General features: G+C 61.0%; 12 protein-coding genes. 8 read left to right on the plus strand and 4 right to left on the minus strand.

Annotation, left to right across the window (positions count from 1 at the left end; all coding sequences use genetic code 11):
* Positions 1-139: 139 nt before the first annotated feature.
* From IMX17_RS05730 to IMX17_RS05750, 5 genes are all read left to right on the plus strand, one after another.
* On the plus strand, positions 140-1,279 hold the full coding sequence (locus tag IMX17_RS05730) for an agmatine/peptidylarginine deiminase (RefSeq protein WP_182264441.1): 1,140 nt from the start codon (positions 140-142) through the stop codon (positions 1,277-1,279).
* Positions 1,280-1,557: 278 nt separating this feature from the next.
* Positions 1,558-2,700 (plus strand): efflux RND transporter periplasmic adaptor subunit, encoded by a 1,143-nt coding sequence (locus tag IMX17_RS05735; RefSeq protein ID WP_182264442.1) that lies wholly within the window; start codon positions 1,558-1,560, stop codon positions 2,698-2,700.
* A gap of 1 nt (position 2,701) precedes the next feature.
* Positions 2,702-5,839 (plus strand): efflux RND transporter permease subunit, encoded by a 3,138-nt coding sequence (locus IMX17_RS05740; RefSeq protein WP_193549440.1) that lies wholly within the window; start codon positions 2,702-2,704, stop codon positions 5,837-5,839.
* A gap of 1 nt (position 5,840) precedes the next feature.
* A complete protein-coding gene (locus IMX17_RS05745) occupies positions 5,841-7,283 on the plus strand; it encodes an efflux transporter outer membrane subunit (RefSeq protein ID WP_288446333.1) in 1,443 nt (480 codons plus the stop codon).
* Positions 7,284-7,440: 157 nt separating this feature from the next.
* A complete protein-coding gene (locus IMX17_RS05750) occupies positions 7,441-7,794 on the plus strand; it encodes a DUF1493 family protein (RefSeq protein WP_033643122.1) in 354 nt (117 codons plus the stop codon).
* 7 nt (positions 7,795-7,801) lie between these two features.
* Here IMX17_RS05750 and IMX17_RS05755 read toward each other — a convergent pair whose 3' ends face one another.
* The gene (locus IMX17_RS05755) at positions 7,802-8,371 is read right to left on the minus strand and encodes a DJ-1/PfpI family protein (RefSeq protein ID WP_182264444.1); all 570 of its coding nucleotides are present in this window, start codon (positions 8,369-8,371) and stop codon (positions 7,802-7,804) included.
* 134 nt (positions 8,372-8,505) lie between these two features.
* Between IMX17_RS05755 and IMX17_RS05760 the strand changes: the two genes are divergently transcribed.
* Positions 8,506-10,044 carry a long-chain fatty acid--CoA ligase gene (locus IMX17_RS05760; protein ID WP_193549441.1) on the plus strand — a complete coding sequence of 513 codons (1,539 nt, stop codon included), beginning with the start codon at positions 8,506-8,508 and terminating at the stop codon, positions 10,042-10,044.
* Between the two features lie 39 nt (positions 10,045-10,083).
* On the opposite strand, the gene IMX17_RS05765 is transcribed toward IMX17_RS05760, so the two are convergent.
* Both IMX17_RS05765 and IMX17_RS05770 read right to left on the minus strand, forming a co-directional pair.
* Positions 10,084-11,358 (minus strand): Glu/Leu/Phe/Val dehydrogenase, encoded by a 1,275-nt coding sequence (locus IMX17_RS05765; RefSeq protein ID WP_033643119.1) that lies wholly within the window; start codon positions 11,356-11,358, stop codon positions 10,084-10,086.
* 542 nt (positions 11,359-11,900) lie between these two features.
* On the minus strand, positions 11,901-12,248 hold the full coding sequence (locus IMX17_RS05770) for an antibiotic biosynthesis monooxygenase (RefSeq protein WP_046898329.1): 348 nt from the start codon (positions 12,246-12,248) through the stop codon (positions 11,901-11,903).
* A 510-nt stretch (positions 12,249-12,758) separates the two neighbouring features.
* Here IMX17_RS05770 and IMX17_RS05775 point away from each other — a divergent pair.
* Positions 12,759-13,379, plus strand: a complete 621-nt coding sequence (locus IMX17_RS05775) for a transcriptional regulator (RefSeq protein ID WP_042784528.1) — start codon at positions 12,759-12,761, stop codon at positions 13,377-13,379.
* Between the two features lie 803 nt (positions 13,380-14,182).
* On the opposite strand, the gene IMX17_RS05780 is transcribed toward IMX17_RS05775, so the two are convergent.
* Positions 14,183-16,372: a TonB-dependent siderophore receptor gene (locus IMX17_RS05780; RefSeq protein ID WP_046898330.1), complete on the minus strand. Its 2,190-nt coding sequence runs from the start codon at positions 16,370-16,372 to the stop codon at positions 14,183-14,185.
* Positions 16,373-16,574: 202 nt separating this feature from the next.
* Between IMX17_RS05780 and fes the strand changes: the two genes are divergently transcribed.
* On the plus strand, positions 16,575-17,882 hold the full coding sequence (fes, locus tag IMX17_RS05785) for an enterochelin esterase (protein ID WP_227414464.1): 1,308 nt from the start codon (positions 16,575-16,577) through the stop codon (positions 17,880-17,882).
* Positions 17,883-17,904: the final 22 nt, after the last annotated feature.

Here is a 17,904-nt window from a genome sequence, read left to right on the forward strand (position 1 = left end):
AATAAGCCTGTCTAATCAGATATCCACTAAATATATCGTTTGTCGCGGTGGCAGGAGAAGACTAGCATGAGATTCAATTGCCGGAGAGTGAAAAATCCGGTTAACCATTTGAATTTAAATTAATTAAAAGAGGTCGTTTATGTCAACGCGTCGCACCTTTATCAAGCAGCTTTCGGCGGTGGCCGGCGTTGGCTTGACGGCATCATTGGGTATTTCGTTACGCGGTCACGCAAAAGCTGCGCTTAATCCGGCCTGGCGCTTGCCGGATGAAGGGGAACCGCAGCAGCGGGCGTTTATCGCGTTCGGCGCGCAGCGCGCGATTTGGGGCGACTTCACGGCGGACGTGCGGGCAGCGCAGGGGCGTATCGCCCGCGCCATCGCCAAATTTCAGCCGTTGACGGTTTTTTGCCGCGAGCGTGAACGGCAATTGGCCGAGGCCACCTGCGGCAGTCACAACGTCAGCTATGTCGTCACCGAGCTGGATGATATCTGGATGCGCGACATCGGCGCCAATTTCGTCGTCAATGATGCCGGCGAACTGGGCGCGGTGGATTTCAACTTCAACGGCTGGGGCGATAAGCAGCAGCATGCCAGGGATGCGCGTCTGGCAGGGTTTGCCGCCAGGCGATACGGCGTCGCTCAACCGCGCCGTAGCGCACTGGTAGGCGAAGGCGGCGGCATTGAGGTGGATGGGCGCGGCACCGGCATCATGACCGAGAGCAGTTGGGTGAATGCAAACCGTAATCCAGGCTGGAACCGCGATCGGGTGGAGCAGGAGCTGAAGGCGATGCTCGGCCTGCGTAAAATTATCTGGCTGCCGGGCATTAAAGGCCGGGACATTACCGACGCCCACGTCGATTTTTACGCCCGTTTCGTGCGGCCGGGCGTGGTGGTGGCCAACCTGGATACCGATCCGGATTCTTATGATCATGCGGTCACCCAGGCGCATCTGGCGATCCTCAAGCAGGCGACCGACGCCGATGGCCGCACGCTGCAGGTGCATACGCTTTCGCCGCCGCTGGCGCCACGCGACAGTCGTTTCAGCCGCAACAATCCCGATTTTGCGGCGGGTTACATCAACTATTTCGTTATCAACGGCGCGGTGATCGCCCCGGAGTTTGGCGACCTGCAGGCGGACAAGGCGGCGTTTGCGCTGCTGTCGGCGCTCTATCCGCAGCGCAAAGTGGTGCAGCTGGAGATCGACGCGATCGCCGCCGGCGGGGGCGGCATTCACTGTGTGACCAGCCAGTTGCCGGCGCCTGGCAAGCCAGGCCAGTGAATGTTCAAAAAATGCGCGTGCGGTTGTTTGTCATCATCGAGTGTTTAGGCTGGTTAAACCCTAAAAATCCCACGCGGTGCCGCCCCCGGCTGAAGTGGAACGCTTTATTGCATTGGCTAAAAACCGCTGCGTCAATGTGCTGAAACCACGCTGAACGAGATTGCGCCACCGTTTTCCGCTTCGACAAGATTTTACGCAATCCTTACGCAACCCTTTCAGAAGCGCATTCCGGCATTCGATATATTGAGAATAGTCATTCTCAATAGGATCGTATTGCAATGCAGAGGAAAACGCTTTTGGCGCTGGGGCTTTCGCTGTCGCTGGCCGCCTGCGATGGACAAAACGCCGGCGCGCCGACGGGCGCAGGCGGTGAACGGGAGGTCGGCGTCGTCACGTTACGCGGCCAGTCTGTCACCCTGAGCAGCGAGTTGACCGGCCGGGTCAACGCCACCATGACCTCCGACGTGCGGCCGCAGGTCGACGGCATCATCAAGCAGCGGCTGTTTACCGAAGGGGCGGAGGTGAAGGCCGGGCAAGTGCTGTATCAAATTGATCCCGTCAGCTATCAGGCCAGCTACGATCAGGCCGCCGCCCAGCTGAAAAACGCCCAGGCGACGGTGCAATCCACCCGGCTCAAATCGCAGCGCTATGCGGCGCTGGTGAAAGAAAATGGCGTTTCCAAACAGGACGCGGACGACGCCAAAGCCGCGTATCTGCAGGCCGTGGCGTCGGTGGCGCAGTATCAGGCGGCGCTGGAAACGGCGCGCATCAACCTCGCCTATACCCAGGTGCGGGCGCCGATCGCCGGCCGCATCGGCATTTCGTCAGTGACGCCGGGCGCGCTGGTCACCGCCGGCCAGACTGATGCGTTGGCCACCATCCGCGCGCTGGATCCGATCTATGTCGATCTGACCCAGTCCAGCGCCCAGTTGCTTAAACTGCGCCGTCAGCAGGCCGCTTTGCAGCGCGGTGCGGTCACGCCGGTCGCCATCAAGCTGGAGGACGGCACGCCTTATGCCCACGCCGGCAAGCTGGAGTTGACCGAGGTGGCGGTGGATGAGGCCACCGGTTCGGTCACGCTGCGCGCGGTGTTCCCCAACCCCGAACATGAGCTGTTGCCCGGCATGTACGTCCACGCCACGGTGGATAACGGCGTCGATCCCAAAGCCATCCTGGCGCCGCAGCAGGGCATCACCCGCAACGCCAAAGGGGAAGCCACCGCGTTGGTGGTAAACGCGCAAAACAAAGTGGCGCAACGCACCGTCAGCGCCGAACGGGTGGTGGGCAGCAACTGGCTGATCGACAGCGGGCTGAACGACGGCGATCGCCTGATCGTCGAAGGCACCAGCAAGGTGACGATCGGCGCCGCGGTGAAGCCGGTAGACGTCTCGGTCGACAAAACCCAACGCGGGGAGCAGTGATATGGCGCAGTTCTTTATCCGGCGTCCGGTATTCGCCTGGGTGATCGCCATCATCATCATGCTGTGCGGTCTGATGTCGATCAATTCATTGCCCGTCTCGCAGTACCCGGACGTCTCACCGCCGCAGATCGCCATCTCCGCCACCTACCCGGGCGCGGACGCGGAAACGCTGGAAAACAGCGTCACCCAGGTGATTGAGCAGCAGCTCACCGGCCTGGACGGCCTGCTGTATTTCTCATCGACCAGCAGCGCCAGCGGCTCGGTCAGTATCAACGTCACCTTTGAGCAGGGCACCGATCCGGATATCGCCCAGGTGCAGGTGCAAAACAAGGTGCAGCAGGCGGAAAGTCGTCTGCCGAGCGCCGTTACCGCGCAGGGCGTGACGGTCAAAAAATCCCAGAGCAGCTTTCTGCTGATCGTCGGGCTGTATGACGAAAGCGACAAGGCGACGATGGCCGATATCTCCGACTATCTGGTCAGCAACCTGCAGGATCCGCTGTCGCGCATCGAGGGCGTCGGGGACGTGCAGGTGTTCGGCTCGGAATACGCGATGCGCATCTGGCTGGATCCGACCAAACTGGCGAGCTTTTCGCTGATGCCTTCCGACGTGCAGACGGCGATCGAGGCGCAAAACACCCAGGTGTCCGCCGGCAAGATAGGCGATCTGCCGGCCGCCGCTGACCAGCAACTGACCGCCACGGTGAAGGCGCAGTCGCGGCTGCAAACGCCGGAACAGTTCCGCAATATCATCCTGAAAAGCGACAGCAGCGGGGCGCTGGTGCGGCTGGGCGACGTGGCACGGGTTGAGCTGGGCAACGAAGACTACTCCGCCAGCGCGCACCTCAACGGCCACCCGGCGGCGGGGATCGCGGTCAAACTGGCGGCGGGCGCCAACGCCCTGAGCACCGCCAAGCTGGTAAAGGCCAAGGTGGCGGAATACCAAAGCGCCATGCCGCAGGGCTATAAGGTGGCCTACCCGAAAGACAGCACCGACTTCATCAACATCTCGATCGAAGAGGTGGTGAAAACGCTGTTTGAAGCGGTGGCGTTAGTGGTGGTGGTGATGTTCGTGTTCCTGCAAAACCTGCGCACCACGCTGATCCCGACCATTACCGTGCCGGTGGTGTTGCTGGGCACCTTCGGTGTGCTGGCGGCGTTCGGCTATTCGATCAATACCCTGACGCTGTTCGGCATGGTGTTGGCGATCGGGCTATTGGTGGATGACGCCATTGTGGTAGTGGAAAACGTCGAACGGGTGATGCGCGAGGATAAGCTACCGCCGCGCGAGGCGACGGAGAAATCGATGCGCGAAATCACCGGCGCGCTGGTCGGCATCGCGCTGGTGCTGTCGGCGGTGTTTCTGCCGATGGCGTTCTTCGGCGGCTCCACCGGGGTGATCTACCGCCAGTTTTCGATCACCGTCGTCTCCTCGATGGTGTTGTCGGTGGTGCTGGCGTTGACGCTGGCGCCGGCCTTGTGCGCCACGTTGCTGAAACCCGCTCACGACGCGCAGACCGACAAAGGCTTGCTGGGCAAATTCAACCGCGGCTATGACCGGCTGCAGGCGAAGTACGCCGACAAGGTCGGCGCAGTGATCCACCGGCCAACGCGCTATCTGCTGCTGTACGGCCTGCTGTTGATCGCCGCCGCCGTGATGTATCTGCGTTTGCCGACCGGCTTCCTGCCCAACGAGGATCAGGGCACGGTGATGGTGCAGTACACCTTGCCGGCCGGCGCCACCAACGCGCGCACCTCGGCGGTGAGCGAAGCGGTGACCGCCTATTTCCTCAACCAGGAAAAGGCCAACGTCAGCACCATTTTCACCATCAACGGTTTCGGCTTCAGCGGCAGCGGGCAAAACGCCGGCATGGCGTTCGTCAGCCTCAAAGACTGGAGCCAACGCCGCGGCAGCGAAAACACCGCCGACGCCATCGCCAAACGCGCCATGGCGCACTTCGCCTCGCTGCGCGACGCCCAGGTGTTCTCCATGAGCCCGCCGGCGATCGACGGATTCGGTCAGTCCGACGGCTTCACCTTCGAGCTGCAGGCCAAAGGGGCGACCACCCGCGCCGAGCTGCAGGCGATGCGCGACCAGATCGTCGTCGCCGCCGGCAACAATCCGGCATTGCTGGCGGTGCGAGCCAACACCTTGCCGGACACCCCGCAGCTGCAGGTGGCGATAGACAACGGCAAACTGCAGGCACTCGGCCTTAGCGCCGCGGACGTCAACAGCACCCTCAGCAGCGCGTTCGGCAGCACCTACATCAACGACTTTATCGACCGCAACCGGGTGAAAAAAGTCTATATGCAGGGCGACGTGCAGTACCGCGCCAAGCCGGAAGACCTCGACCGCTGGTTTGTGCGCGGCACCAATGCATCGGGCGCCAGCAGCATGACGCCGTTCTCCGCCTTTGCGTCTTCGCACTGGATCTACGGGCCGGAGAACCTGTCGCGCTATAACGGGCTGTCGTCGTTCGAGATCACCGGGCAGGGCGCCGCCGGCGTCAGCTCCGGAACGGCAATGAGCGAGATGGAGAAACTGGCGGCCACATTCTCCGCCGGCAGCAGCTACTCCTGGAGCGGACTGTCCTATCAGGAGCGGCTGACCAGCGGCCAGGCGTCGTCGCTGTACGCCATTTCGCTCATCGTGGTGTTCCTGTGTCTGGCGGCGCTGTATGAGAGCTGGTCGATTCCGTTTGCGGTGATGTTGGTGGTGCCGATGGGCATCGTGGGTTCGCTGTTGGCGATCACGCTGCGCGGGCTGGAAAACGACATCTACTTCCAGGTGGCGCTGCTCACCATCATCGGTTTGTCGGCGAAGAACGCCATTCTGATCGTCGAGTTCGCCGAGGAGATGCACCAGCGGGGGGAAACGCTGATTGGCGCGGCGGTCCACGCGGCGCGCATGCGCCTGCGACCGATCCTGATGACCTCGCTGGCGTTCACCGCCGGGGTGCTGCCGCTGGCGGTATCCAGCGGCGCCGGCGCCAACAGCCGAATCGCCATCGGCACCGGCATTATCGGCGGCACGATCACCGCCACCGCCTTGGCGATCTTTTTCGTACCGCTGTTTTATGTGTTGGTGCGCCGCATGTTTACCCGTCGGGCCGCCAACTCGCCGTCGCAGGCAGGAGAATAACGTGTTGCAACGAGTCATGATGTTAACTTTACCGCTGCTGCTGAGCGGGTGTCTGTCGCTGGATCCGCACTACCAGCGCCCGGCGGCGCCGGTGCCCGCCAACCTGCCGCAGGGCGAGGCCGCCGGCAAACAGGCGTTGAGCTACCCGGACGTCGCCTGGCGCGACTATGTGCAGGACGCCAGGCTGCGGCAGGTGGTGGCGATGGGGCTGAACAGCAGCCGCGATCTGCGCGAGGCGATCGCCAATATCGCCTCGGCGCGCGCCCTGTACGGTGAGCAGCGCTCGGCGCTGTTGCCGACGATCAACGCCACCGCCGACGGCAGCCGCGGGCGTTCGCTGACCGGCAACGGCAATGCCACCGCCATCAGCCAGAGCTACGAAGCGCAGGGCGGCGTCAGCGCGTTCGAGCTGGATCTGTTCGGCAAGAACGCCAGCCTGTCGCGGGCGGCGTTCGAAACCTATCTGGCCAACTCGGAAGCGGCGAAAAGCACCCGTCTGACGCTGATCGCCGATATCGTCACCGACTGGGTAGCGGTGGCGGCCGAGCGCAGCAATCTGGCAGTGGCGCAGCAGACGATGGAAAGCGCCAAACGTTCGCTGGACGTGACGCGCAACAATCAACAGCACGGCATTTCGTCGCTGGTCGACGTGGCGTCGGCGGAAACCGTTTATCAGCAGGCGCGTTCGGACGCCGCCAGCTACGCCACCCTCGCCGCGCAGGCGAAAAACGCGCTGGATTTGGCGGTGGGGCAAAGCGTGCCGGAAAACCTGCTGCCCGGCGGTATCGATGCGCTCGGCGAAATCATGCGCAATCTGCCGGCCGGGGTGTCTTCGCAGGTGCTGCTGACGCGGCCGGACGTGCTGCAGGCCGAGCATAACCTGAAATCCGCCAATGCCAACATCGGCTCGGCGCGGGCGGCATTCTTCCCGTCGATCAGCCTGACCGCCAGCGGCGGCGTGGGCAGCGGTGAACTCTCGTCGCTGTTCAGCCACGGCGCCGGCGTCTGGTCATTCGCCCCGAGCATCAGCCTGCCGATCTTCAGCGGCGGCTACAACACGGCTCAGCTCAACTACACCCAGGCGCAGAAAGACCTGTATGTCGCCACCTATGAGAAAGCGGTGCAGACGGCATTTCAGGAAACCGCCGACGCGCTGGCGCGCAAAGCCACGCTGGAGGAACAGCTGGCGGCACAGACCGGCTATGTGGCGGCGGCGCAGCAATATTATCGCCTGGCCGAACTGCGTTACCGCCAGGGCGTGGACAGCTACCTGACGCTGCTGGACGCGCAGCGCACGCTGTATACGGCGCAGCAGTCTCTGATCGCCGCACAGCAGACCGCGTACGACAATCAGGCAACCCTGTATAAAGTGTTGGGCGGCGGGGTTGCCGCCGAGCGGCAGGGGGACGGCGTCATCGCCGATAAGGCGGCGCTCAGCCGCTAACCGTCGACCGCGCGCGCCGCGAGTTGGGCGGCGCGCGGTTTACTTATGGAAAGTGTAAAGAAACGGAAAACCCGCGCGGCGGCCCGAACTCGCCGCGGCGGGCAGAGTCAGACAGATAATTGTATTCACCTTTTCTTCATATCGGCTCGAGGTCGTCATGGCAGAAGACATTCAGCAGCAGGTCATCGCGCTTATCGCCGCATTCAACGCGCCAGGGCGGCAGAAGAAGGGGGCGGTCATCACCCCGGAAACGGAGATTAACACCGCGCTCAACCTGTCGTTCAGCGACTCCAACACGCTGATGCGCCGCTACTTCGATACCTTCGGCGTCGACAGCAGCAACTACAACCACGAGCTGTATTTCCAGCCGCCGAGCAATACCGGGCGCTGGTTTTCCCCCTCCGCCTGTAAAGAACACACCCGGCCGCTGTGCGTATCGATGCTGGTGCGCTCGGCGCGCGCCAAACGCTGGCTGTACGACATCCATTTTCTTATCGAGCAATTGCGCTAGCGCCAGGTTACTGCTCCAGCAGCTCGGCGAACTTCGCCAGCCACTGCGGATGCGCCGGCCAGGCCGGGGCGGTGACCAGGTTGCCGTCGACGTGCGCCTGATCGATGCCGATCTCCGCATAGTGGCCGCCGCCGAGCCGCACCTCCGGGGCGCAAGCCGGGTAGGCGCTGCAGGTGCGGCCCTTCAACACCCCGGCCGCCGCCAGCAGCTGCGGGCCGTGGCAAACGGCAGCGATCGGTTTTTTGGCGGCGTCGAACGCCTGCACCAGCGCGATCACGTCGGGATTTAGGCGCAGGTATTCGGGCGCCCGACCGCCGGGGATCAACAGCGCGTCATAGTGTTCTTCTTTGGCGGCGGTAAAGTCGGCGTTCAGGGTGAAACGATGACCGGGTTTCTCGCTGTAGGTCTGCGCGCCGTCAAAGTCGTGGATCGCGGTCTGGATGTAGTCGCCGACGGCTTTGTCGGGGCACACGGCATCCACCCAATGGCCAAGCATTTGCAATGCCTGAAACGGCACCATGGTTTCGTAATCTTCGGCGTAGTCGCCGACCAGCATCAGGATTTTTTTCTTGTTCATGATCACAACTCCTGCAGGAGGGGGAATGCCTAAGGTATAGCCCAGCGCCCCTGGGAATGCGAACCGCAAAGCGCCTATCTATACTCGTGATACTGCGGCGCTTTCTCGCCGCTCAACCCCAGGGAGGATCCCCGATGCTGAATCTGGCTACCTTGCTTGAAGAAAGTGCGCGCACCTGGCCGGAACGGCCGGCGGTGATACAGGACGATATACCGCTCAGCTATCGGGCGCTGAATGAAATGGCCAACCGGGTGGCGAATTTACTGGTCGCGCGCGGCGTGCAGCCCGGTGAACGGGTGGCGCTGGCCTGCCCCAATCGGTCGGAGTTTCCGGCTATCTATTACGGCATTCTCAAAAGCGGCGCGGTGGTGGTGCCGCTCAATATTCTGCTTAAGAGCGCAGAGTTCGACTATTACCTGGCGGACTCGGCGGCGGTGGCGTTGTTTTGCTTCGAAGGCAGCAGCGGCCTGCCGTTGGGGGAAGAGGCGCTGCGGGCGGCGGCGAAGGCGGAGCAATGCCGTGAGGTGTTTATCATCGGCGATCGGCTGCCGCTCGAAGGCGAACGTTTCAGCACGGCGATAGCCGCACAGGCCACCGAGTTCGCTTCGGCCGCGACGCTCGAAAGCGACACGGCGGTGGTGCTATATACCAGCGGCACCACCGGCCGGGCCAAAGGGGCGGAGTTGACCCACGCCAACCTGGTGCTTAACGCGCTGGGATCGGTGCGGCTGTTCGATGGCTCGGAAACGGATCCCGATCGCCATCTGGTGACGTTGCCGCTGTTCCACACGTTTGGTTCGACGGTGCAGATGAATGCCGGATTTTCCGCCGCCGCCACCCTGGTGCTGGTCGAACGCTTCGACGCCGCGCAGGCCATCGCGCTGATGCAGCAGCACGGCATTACCTTTTTTGCCGGCGTGCCGACCATGTATTGGGCGTTGTTGAATGCGCTGGATGAGCATACGGATATCGAGCGCCTGCGCAGCACGCTGCGTATGGCGGTGTCCGGCGGGGCCAGCCTGCCGGTGCAGATCCTGGAGGATTTCTCGCGCCGCTTCGGCGTCAACATTCTCGAAGGGTATGGGCTGTCGGAAACAAGCCCGGTCGCCACCTTTAACCATCCGCACCGCGTGACCAAACCCGGCTCCATCGGCCAACCGATCTGGGGCGTGGAGGTTCGCTTGCTCGACGTCACCGGGCAACCGATCGACGGTGTCGATCAGGTGGGAGAGATCGCGGTGCGCGGCTACAACATCATGAAAGGCTATCTGAACCGCCCCGAGGCGACGGCGGAAGTGCTGGAAAACGGCTGGTTCCGCACCGGCGATCTGGCGCGCCGCGATGCCGACGGCTTCTATTTCATCGTCGATCGGGCTAAGGACATGATCATTCGCGGCGGGTTCAACGTCTATCCGCGCGAGATTGAAGAGGCGCTGATTCGCCATCCGGCGGTGTCGTTGGTGGCGGTGATCGGTGTCGAGCATCCTTCGCTGGGTGAAGAGATCAAAGCGGTGGTGGTGTTGAAAGAAACGGAGGAGCCGCTCGAGGAAGAGGCGCTGATCGCCTGGAGCCGGGAGAGGCTGGCGGCGTTCAAGTATCCGCGTATCGTCGAGTTTGTCGAACGCTTGCCGATGACCAGTACCGGTAAGGTGTTGAAACGCTGTTTGCGCTGAGGAAAATCCGGCCTGCCGGAGCAGGCCGGGAAACGGACATCAACCTGGGTAGATGCCGCGCTCTTTACGTGCGGTCAGGATGCGCTCACAAGCCACGATATAAGCGGCGGTGCGCAGGCTGCACTCTTTCTCGGCGGCCTTGTTCCAGACGTGGACCATCGCGTCGGTCATGATCTTGTCCATACGCTCGTTGATCTCTGACTCGCTCCAGAAGTAGCTCGCCATGTCCTGCACCCACTCGAAGTAACTGACCGTTACGCCGCCGGCGTTACAGATAACGTCCGGAACCACGGTGATGTTACGGGAACGCAGAATGTCGTCCGCTTCTGGGAAGGTTGGGCCGTTAGCCCCTTCCAGCACCAGCTTGGCGCTGAGGATTTCGGCGCGCTGACGGGTGATCTGGCCTTCCAGCGCCGCAGGGATCAGGATGTCCATGTCAACCGACCAGAACGCTTCGCTTTCGATCTCGCTGGCGCCTGGGAAACCGGCGATCTGTTTGTGCTTGGCCTGGTATTCGGTCAGCGCGGCCAGATCGATGCCGTTGGCGTTGAACAGGGTAGCGGAGTGGTCCTGGATGGTGACGACGCGAGCGCCGACGCCGACGAACAGGCGAGCCGCTTCGCTGCCCACGTTACCGAAGCCTTGCACCGCCACTTTGGCGCCTTCGATCTGCACGCCCAGACGCTTGGCCACTTCGCTGCCAGTGACGAACACGCCGCGGCCGGTCGCTTTCTCACGGCCCAGGGAGCCGCCGAGGTGGATTGGCTTACCGGTGACCACGCCGGTGATGGTGGTGCCGTGGTTCATGGAGTAGGTATCCATCATCCAGGCCATCACTTTGGCGTTGGTGCCGACGTCCGGCGCAGGAATGTCTTTCTGTGGCCCGATGATGAAGCCGATTTCGCTGGTGTAGCGGCGGGTCAGTCGCTCCAGTTCACCTTCAGACAGTTTGAACGGATCGACGCGGATGCCGCCCTTGGCGCCGCCGTACGGCAGGTTGACCGCGGCGCACTTGATGGTCATCCAGGCGGACAGGGCCATCACTTCGTTCAGATCGACGTCAGGGTGGAAGCGGATACCGCCTTTACCCGGCCCGCGCGACAGGTTGTGCTGTACGCGGAAGCCTTCGAAGTGACGGATGGTGCCATCGTCCATCTGCAGCGGGATATCAACAATCAAAGCGCGTTTAGGGTGACGCAGCGTATCAACCCAGCGTGAGAGGTCGCCGAGGTAAGGGGCGACGCGATCGATTTGTTGCAGATATGTAGCCCAAGCGGTGGTGCTGCTGTCTGAAGCGTAGGATAGCTTTTCCATAACCAACCTTTATATTTTAGAGGTATTTATTTCGTTTAACCGTGGATTAGCAAGCGCATAACACTTTGCGCCGCTAAATTTACCACTAATTATGCCGGTTGTTAGCCCCCCGCTCATCGGGCCAGCGGACGGTTTTTCGCCGCCTGCAGGGCGGTAAATGAATAGTTAATTACTTTTCGCCGGGCGTTAGCGGGCACATGCATACTTTATGCATATAAAACGCATAAAAACCCTTTGTATCTATTTTTCAGAAGCTTGAATGTGATCAAAAAGTTTCATTTTATTTAACTGCTATGTTGACAATGGCGTTTCCCCTCGGCAGCGTTAAAATCCTGTTAAAACGCCGTCTGCCGCCGCGTTTTGCCTGGGCAGCGAGAAGCATGATTCGGGGCTGTTTTACTGTATTGCGGCAGAAGAGTGGGCTGAAAAGCGTGTTCACCTGAAACGGACGGGTGACCGCGAGCGGCCGGCCACCCGTTCTGATTTGGCGAATCAGCGTTTAAAGAAGACCGCGCCGCGGTGGCGTGGCCATCCGCTACGCATTAGGCGCCGGTATGCTGATAGCGTTGTAATTCCACCGGTTCAGCGCCGATACTCGCCAGATATTCTTTGACGGACGCCGGCGCGGAAGCTTGCGTAAATTGGTAGATGTTTTCATCCGCATCCAACAGCGTCTCCCATTTTACAATGTTCACCCAGCGAGGCTCATTGTCTACGCTGATGCCCGAGTCACGCGAAATAAACCCGTTCTGGTTCGAGATAAATTCCTCTTCTACGCGCTTGTCCAATACGGCAAACGCTTCAGGGCTGAGTGAGGCCGGCAGTTTAAAACTTGAAATTTCAATAATGTAGCTGTTGACGGAACAGTCCGCCTTGGATTCATAATTCATAATAAAAGTCCTTTAAATTAAATTGCTTATACAACTCAAATTAAGCTGCATCCTTATTGCAGTACTGCAGGTTAAATTTATTCCTGATGTCTGAAATAAAAAATTAGGAATAATCTGAATCAGCGCTTTGCTCTATGTAAAACATGATGATTTGTATGAGATTTTTCTTGCATAAGGGAGTTTGCTAATCAACTTTCCAACGAACTGAAGCAATAATTCAATAACAGTGATGTGGTTATTAATGCCATTGGCAAGGGAGCGGTTTTTAAATAAAAAACGGTAGGTGAACGGCGTGGTTAACCTATTTCCGTTTCATCTTTGAAGGGGCGGGCGTTATTTCGCAGGCGACCGGCAATGGCCAATCATGCCCCCGTCGGGATAAAAGGTCACTTGCGGCGCAGCCGGCGGTGAAGGGGGAACCAACGCCATCCGCTCGGCAAGCGGCGGCAACTGCGGTATGCTAAGCGGCTGAACAACAAACCAAACCGGGCTATACGGAGACACCCCAGCGTGGCGAATTCTTCTTCTCAACTTGAACTGTTGCGGTCGGTCGCCGACGGCATCGCGGCCCTGTTTTTCCCGAATGCGGAAGTGGTGATCCACGATTTGGCCGCCAACAAGATAGCCTACCTGGCGAACAACCTGTCGAAGCGCAAACCGGGCGACGACGCGGGGCTGGAAGATTTCACGTTTGATGGCGGCGCCAACGTGACCGGCCCCTACGAGAAGCTGAACTGGGACGGTAAAAAGATGCGCTCGGTGAGCATAGCCGCGCGCGACGAGCAGGGCAACCCCAGCTATCTGCTGTGCATCAACCTGAGCACCGCGATGTTCGAGGACGCCCGCAACGCGCTGGATATGTTCCTGTCGGTCACGCGATTGCAGCCGCAGCCACAACAGCTGTTCAAAGACGACTGGCAAGAGAAGATCAATACCTTTCTGCATGACTGGCTGCGGCGCGAGAACGCGGCGCTCGGCGCGCTGAGCCGCGAACAGAAACGGCGGCTGGTCAGCGATCTCTATCATCAGGGGGCGTTCAAGGCCAAAAGCGCGGCGGACTATATCGCCAACGTGCTGTCGATGGGGCGCGCTACGGTGTACAAGCATCTGCGGGAATTGAAGCAAGAGTAAACGCGGCGGGAAAGGTGGAAGAAAGGAGCGGCGCTGGCCGTAAACCTGACTGGCATTTTTTATCCGGTCTCTGTCAGCGCCGTGCAGGAAAAATTGCCGTAAATACCCCGAATTTCTCTGTTACCACAATAGAACGGCAATTGGAGGGGCCGAAGGCGCGGCCCCTCCACCCGCGCCTTCGCTTAACACCGTCTGTCCGCTATGCGGATACCCTCGCCGCGTCTGCATTGTCGGGCGGGTCGGCTGCGACAAACGTCCCTGTTAGTCTCGCCTCAACCGGCCTTCCCTGGCCGGTTGCCCCTGACAATGCCGTCTTGCTCGGCAGCCAGTGATGCGCGCCTAAGGTCAACACCAGAGCTGGCAGCTACCGGGCAACCTGTCCCTTATGAGGTTATGGCAGAGAAGAGAAATCGGAGATGAGCACGGTATTGGACGCCCTTGAAGACGCCGAACGTAGGCATAGCGCATTAGGCGAAACCGCCACGGACGGCGGTTTCAGGTGAGACAGGCAGGGACGCCTGTCGCAGCCGGCCTCAATGCGCTATGGCGGAGGGAGGACAAATCTGCCTGGAGCAGATTTGAACGCTGCTTGCAGCGGCCCCGAAGGGGCGAGGCCCAGGGATGGGCTGAACCGTCTGATAGGGCAAAGGCGCGGGTTGCAAGGGACCGCGCCTACGGTCCCTTGCTCGGTCGAGGCGCATGAGTTTCATGGTGCATCTCACATTTATCGACCGAAATACGTCACCAATACCTTCAGAAAAACGCTAACTGACACGCATTACGACGCTGGCCGCCCATTTTCGTTACCAGCGGTAGTTCACCGAAGCGATGACGCTGCGGCCGCTGCCGTAGAAGCAGGCGTACTCGCCGCTGCAGGATGAAACGTATTTCTTGTCCGTCAGGTTCTGCACGTTGAGCTGCAGCGCCGCACCGCGCAGCGCCGGCGAGGCCTGGCCGAGATCATATTTCACCATGGCGTCGTACAGCGTGTAGTGCGGCACATCGTACTGGCCGATGGCGTCGGCCGGCGCATCGCCGATGTAACGCACGCCGCTGCCGACGGTCAGGCCGTTGAGCGCGCCGCTCAGGAAGCTGTAGCTGCCCCAGGCGGACGCCGCGTGGCGCGGAATGCCCGCCGGGCTGTGGCCGATTTCGTCCGCCGCGTTAGAGTCTTTGGTCACTACGTCGGTGTAGGTGTAGGCGGCGATCAGCTTGATCTCCGGCGTCGGCTGAGCGTGCACTTCCGCCTCAATCCCTTTGGATTTCACCTCACCGATCTGCTCGTAGGCGGAGGTGAGTCGGTTATAGGACGCCACATTGCGCTGGGTGATATCGAACCAGGAAAGGGTCAGCAGGGTGTTGCCGCCCGGGATCTGGTACTTCACGCCCACCTCGGTTTGTTTGCCGGTGGTCGGCTTGAGCGGGTCTGCCCCCGGCGCGCTCGGATACAGGTTAGGATCGAATGAGGTGCTGTAGCTGACGTACGGCGAAATGCCGTTGTCGAAGGCGTAGAGCAGGCCCGCACGGCCGGTGAACTGGGCATCATTGTAGGTCTGCTCTTTGCCGCCGCTGGTGCGATCGCGGGTGTTGACCTGCGACCAGTCCTGACGGCCGGACAGCAGCAGGTTCCAGTTATTCCACTCCAGCTGGTCCTGCAGATACACCCCGATCTGATTCAGCGTCTTCAAATCGCTGGAAGCAAGCGCCAGCGTGCTGCCATCGATGCTGGAGCGAACCGGGTTGGCCCAGTCGATCGGGTAATCGTTGCCGCGATCGCGATACATCTTCGAATCGATATGGCTGTAGCGGTAATCCAATCCGCCCAGCACCGTGTGTTTCACCTCGCCGGTATCGAACAGGCCCTTCAGCTGGTTATCCACGCCAAACTCGTTGGTCATCTGCGTTTCATGCTGCGCCATGCGGGTGACGGTGTGGTCGTTGACCTTCGAGTTTACGTTATAAACCAGATATTTATAGTCCTCATCACGGTGGGTGAAGCGCAGGTTCTGGGTAAACGACAGCGCATCGCTGAAGTTATGCTCGAGGCTGTAGCCAATCGACGCCTGCTCGCGCCGCGACTTGTTGAAGCTGGGTTCGCTGATGTTGAAGTCATAGGGCACATAGCCCGCGCTGGTCGGGAACAGCGTGCCGGCGCGCGGCAGGAAGTTGCGCGATCCGGCTTTCGGATCGTTCTGATAGCTGGTCAGCAGCGTAAAGCTGGTGTCTTCGTTCGGCAGCCAGGTGAAGGCCGGGGCAATGGCCACCCGTTGCTGCTTGCTGTCTTTGACAAACTCATGTTCGGTTCTGGCGATACCGTTCAGGCGATAGAACAGGGTGTTGTCGTCGTTGAGTTTGCCGCCGAAGTCGAACGCCGTTTCCGCCAGATGACGGTTGCCGGTGCTGAATTTAACTTCGTGAATGCTCTGGGCGGTAGGGCGTTTGCTGGTCATCACCATCACGCCGCCGGGGCTGACCTGGCCGTAAAGCACGCCGGCTGGGCCGTGCACCATTTCCACGCGCTCCAGCAACCAGGGATCGATCTGCCCGGCGCCGCCGTTTTGGCTCGAGAGGCCAAAGTGCAGGCCGTCGAGCAGCTTGGGCGCGTAGCGGAAGCCGCGGCTGATCACTTCGTCATTGCGGTTGGAATTGCCGCGATAGGTGGTGATCACCCCGCTGGTGTAGTTCAAGGCGTCGGCGACCGACGCCGGTTCCTGATCGTTCATTTGCTCGCGCGTCACCACCGAGATGGACTGCGGGGTTTTGCTCAGCGGGGCGGCGGTTTTGGTGCCGGCGGCGCTCTCTTTGGCGACGATCCCTTTGACGGGCGCGGTCACGCTGCTCTGCGCGTCGGCGGTCACCACCATCGTCTCGTCCGCCGCGGCAAAAGCGTTTTGCGCGAAGGGCAGTAGCGCCAGCGTCGCCCCCAGCAACAGCCGGTTGGCGGACATCGCCTCTGCGCTATCGTTTTCTATCCCTTTGTTTCTAATATTCATTATCTCTCCTGCATGCCTACTTTTGTGTGTAATGCCACCCTGATAAACCCCGCAATGCCGATGAATACGCTTTCCCTCGTCGACGCGGAGACGTCGCGTTTGCACGACGGCAAAAATCCGACAAATAGTATTGAAAATGATAATGAGTATCAATACGATTGTCAGGTTTTGTAAAAGTCACGCACGTTATGTAAGGGGCGCTATGGAGTTTTTGCCGGAAAAGAGGCCAGAACACGGCCATGAGGGATTGGCGGCGCACTGGCTGCGTGAGGCGACGGCGGGGCAACCCGCATGGTGGCAGAAGGTTGCCGCTCATGGCACGCCTGTCGTCGACGCGCACGATGAACAGCACGTCAGAATGACCTGGCTATGGCGCGATCCTGCCGGCGACGAGCGGCACTCGCCGATATGCCGGGTCTATGCCGATATCAACGGCATTACCGACCATCACAGCACGACCCCCAGCAGCCTGAAAAGACTCCCCGGCACCGACGTTTGGTACGGCGCGGCCGTTGTCGATCGCCGCTGGCGCGGCAGTTACAGCCTGATCCCGATTACGGCGCGGGATCTTCCTCCCGTCTTCAGCGACGACGAAACGTTGCGCGATCGCCAGCAGCGCGCCTGGTGGGTATCGCTGTTGCCGTTAGCGATCGCCGATCCGCTGAATCGCACCTCGCTGGGGCCGGCTTATCGCCCGCGCGCCGTTTCCCTGGCTCAGGGGCCGGACGCGGACGACCAAAGCGCCTGGCAGGCCGCCGATCGGCCGTTGGATGAAGCGCGGCTCCAGCTTTTTCACTGGCACAGCGAACGGCTGGGCACCCGGCGGCGCGTGTGGCTGTATGCCGGCGGCGAGGCGGCGGACAACGCGAACCGCCCGCTGGTGCTGCTGCTCGACGGCCAGAACTGGATCGAAAGGCACGCATTGCTGCCGGTGATTGAGAACGAGACCGCAAAAGGGCATCTGCCGCCCGCGTGCTGGCTGCTGATCGATGCGATCGATGGCGAACACCGGGAAAACGAGCTGCCTTGCAACGCCGCCTTTTGGCAGGCGGTGATCGACGAACTGCTGCCGCAGGCGCAGCGGCGCGAACCGTTCAGCGAAGAGGGGGCGCGCACCGTGGTCGCCGGCCAGAGCTACGGCGGGCTGGCGGCGTTATACGCCGGCCTGCACTGGCCCGAGCGCTTCGGCCATGTGCTGAGCCAGTCCGGCTCCTTCTGGTGGCCCACGGTGCAATTCGTTACCCAGTTTGAAAAACGCCACGAATTGGAGGAAGGCTGGTTGATACGCCAGGTTCGGCAGCGCGGCGCGACCGCGCCGACGCTCACCGTGATTCAGCAAGCCGGCGATCGGGAGGCGGACATCGAATTCGTCAATCGCCAGATGCACCAGGCGCTGACGGCGGCCGGGCACCGTGCCGACTACCGCGTGTATTCCGGCGGACATGACGCGCTCTGCTGGCGCGGCGGTCTGGTGGACGGCGTGCGCCGGCTGCTTTCCGCAATGAAGTAATCCCACATTTTGACAGACAGGT

Origin of the sequence: Serratia sp. X3 (genome assembly GCF_014982455.1) — a bacterium.
In the GTDB taxonomy this organism is placed as follows: domain Bacteria; phylum Pseudomonadota; class Gammaproteobacteria; order Enterobacterales; family Enterobacteriaceae; genus Serratia; species Serratia ureilytica.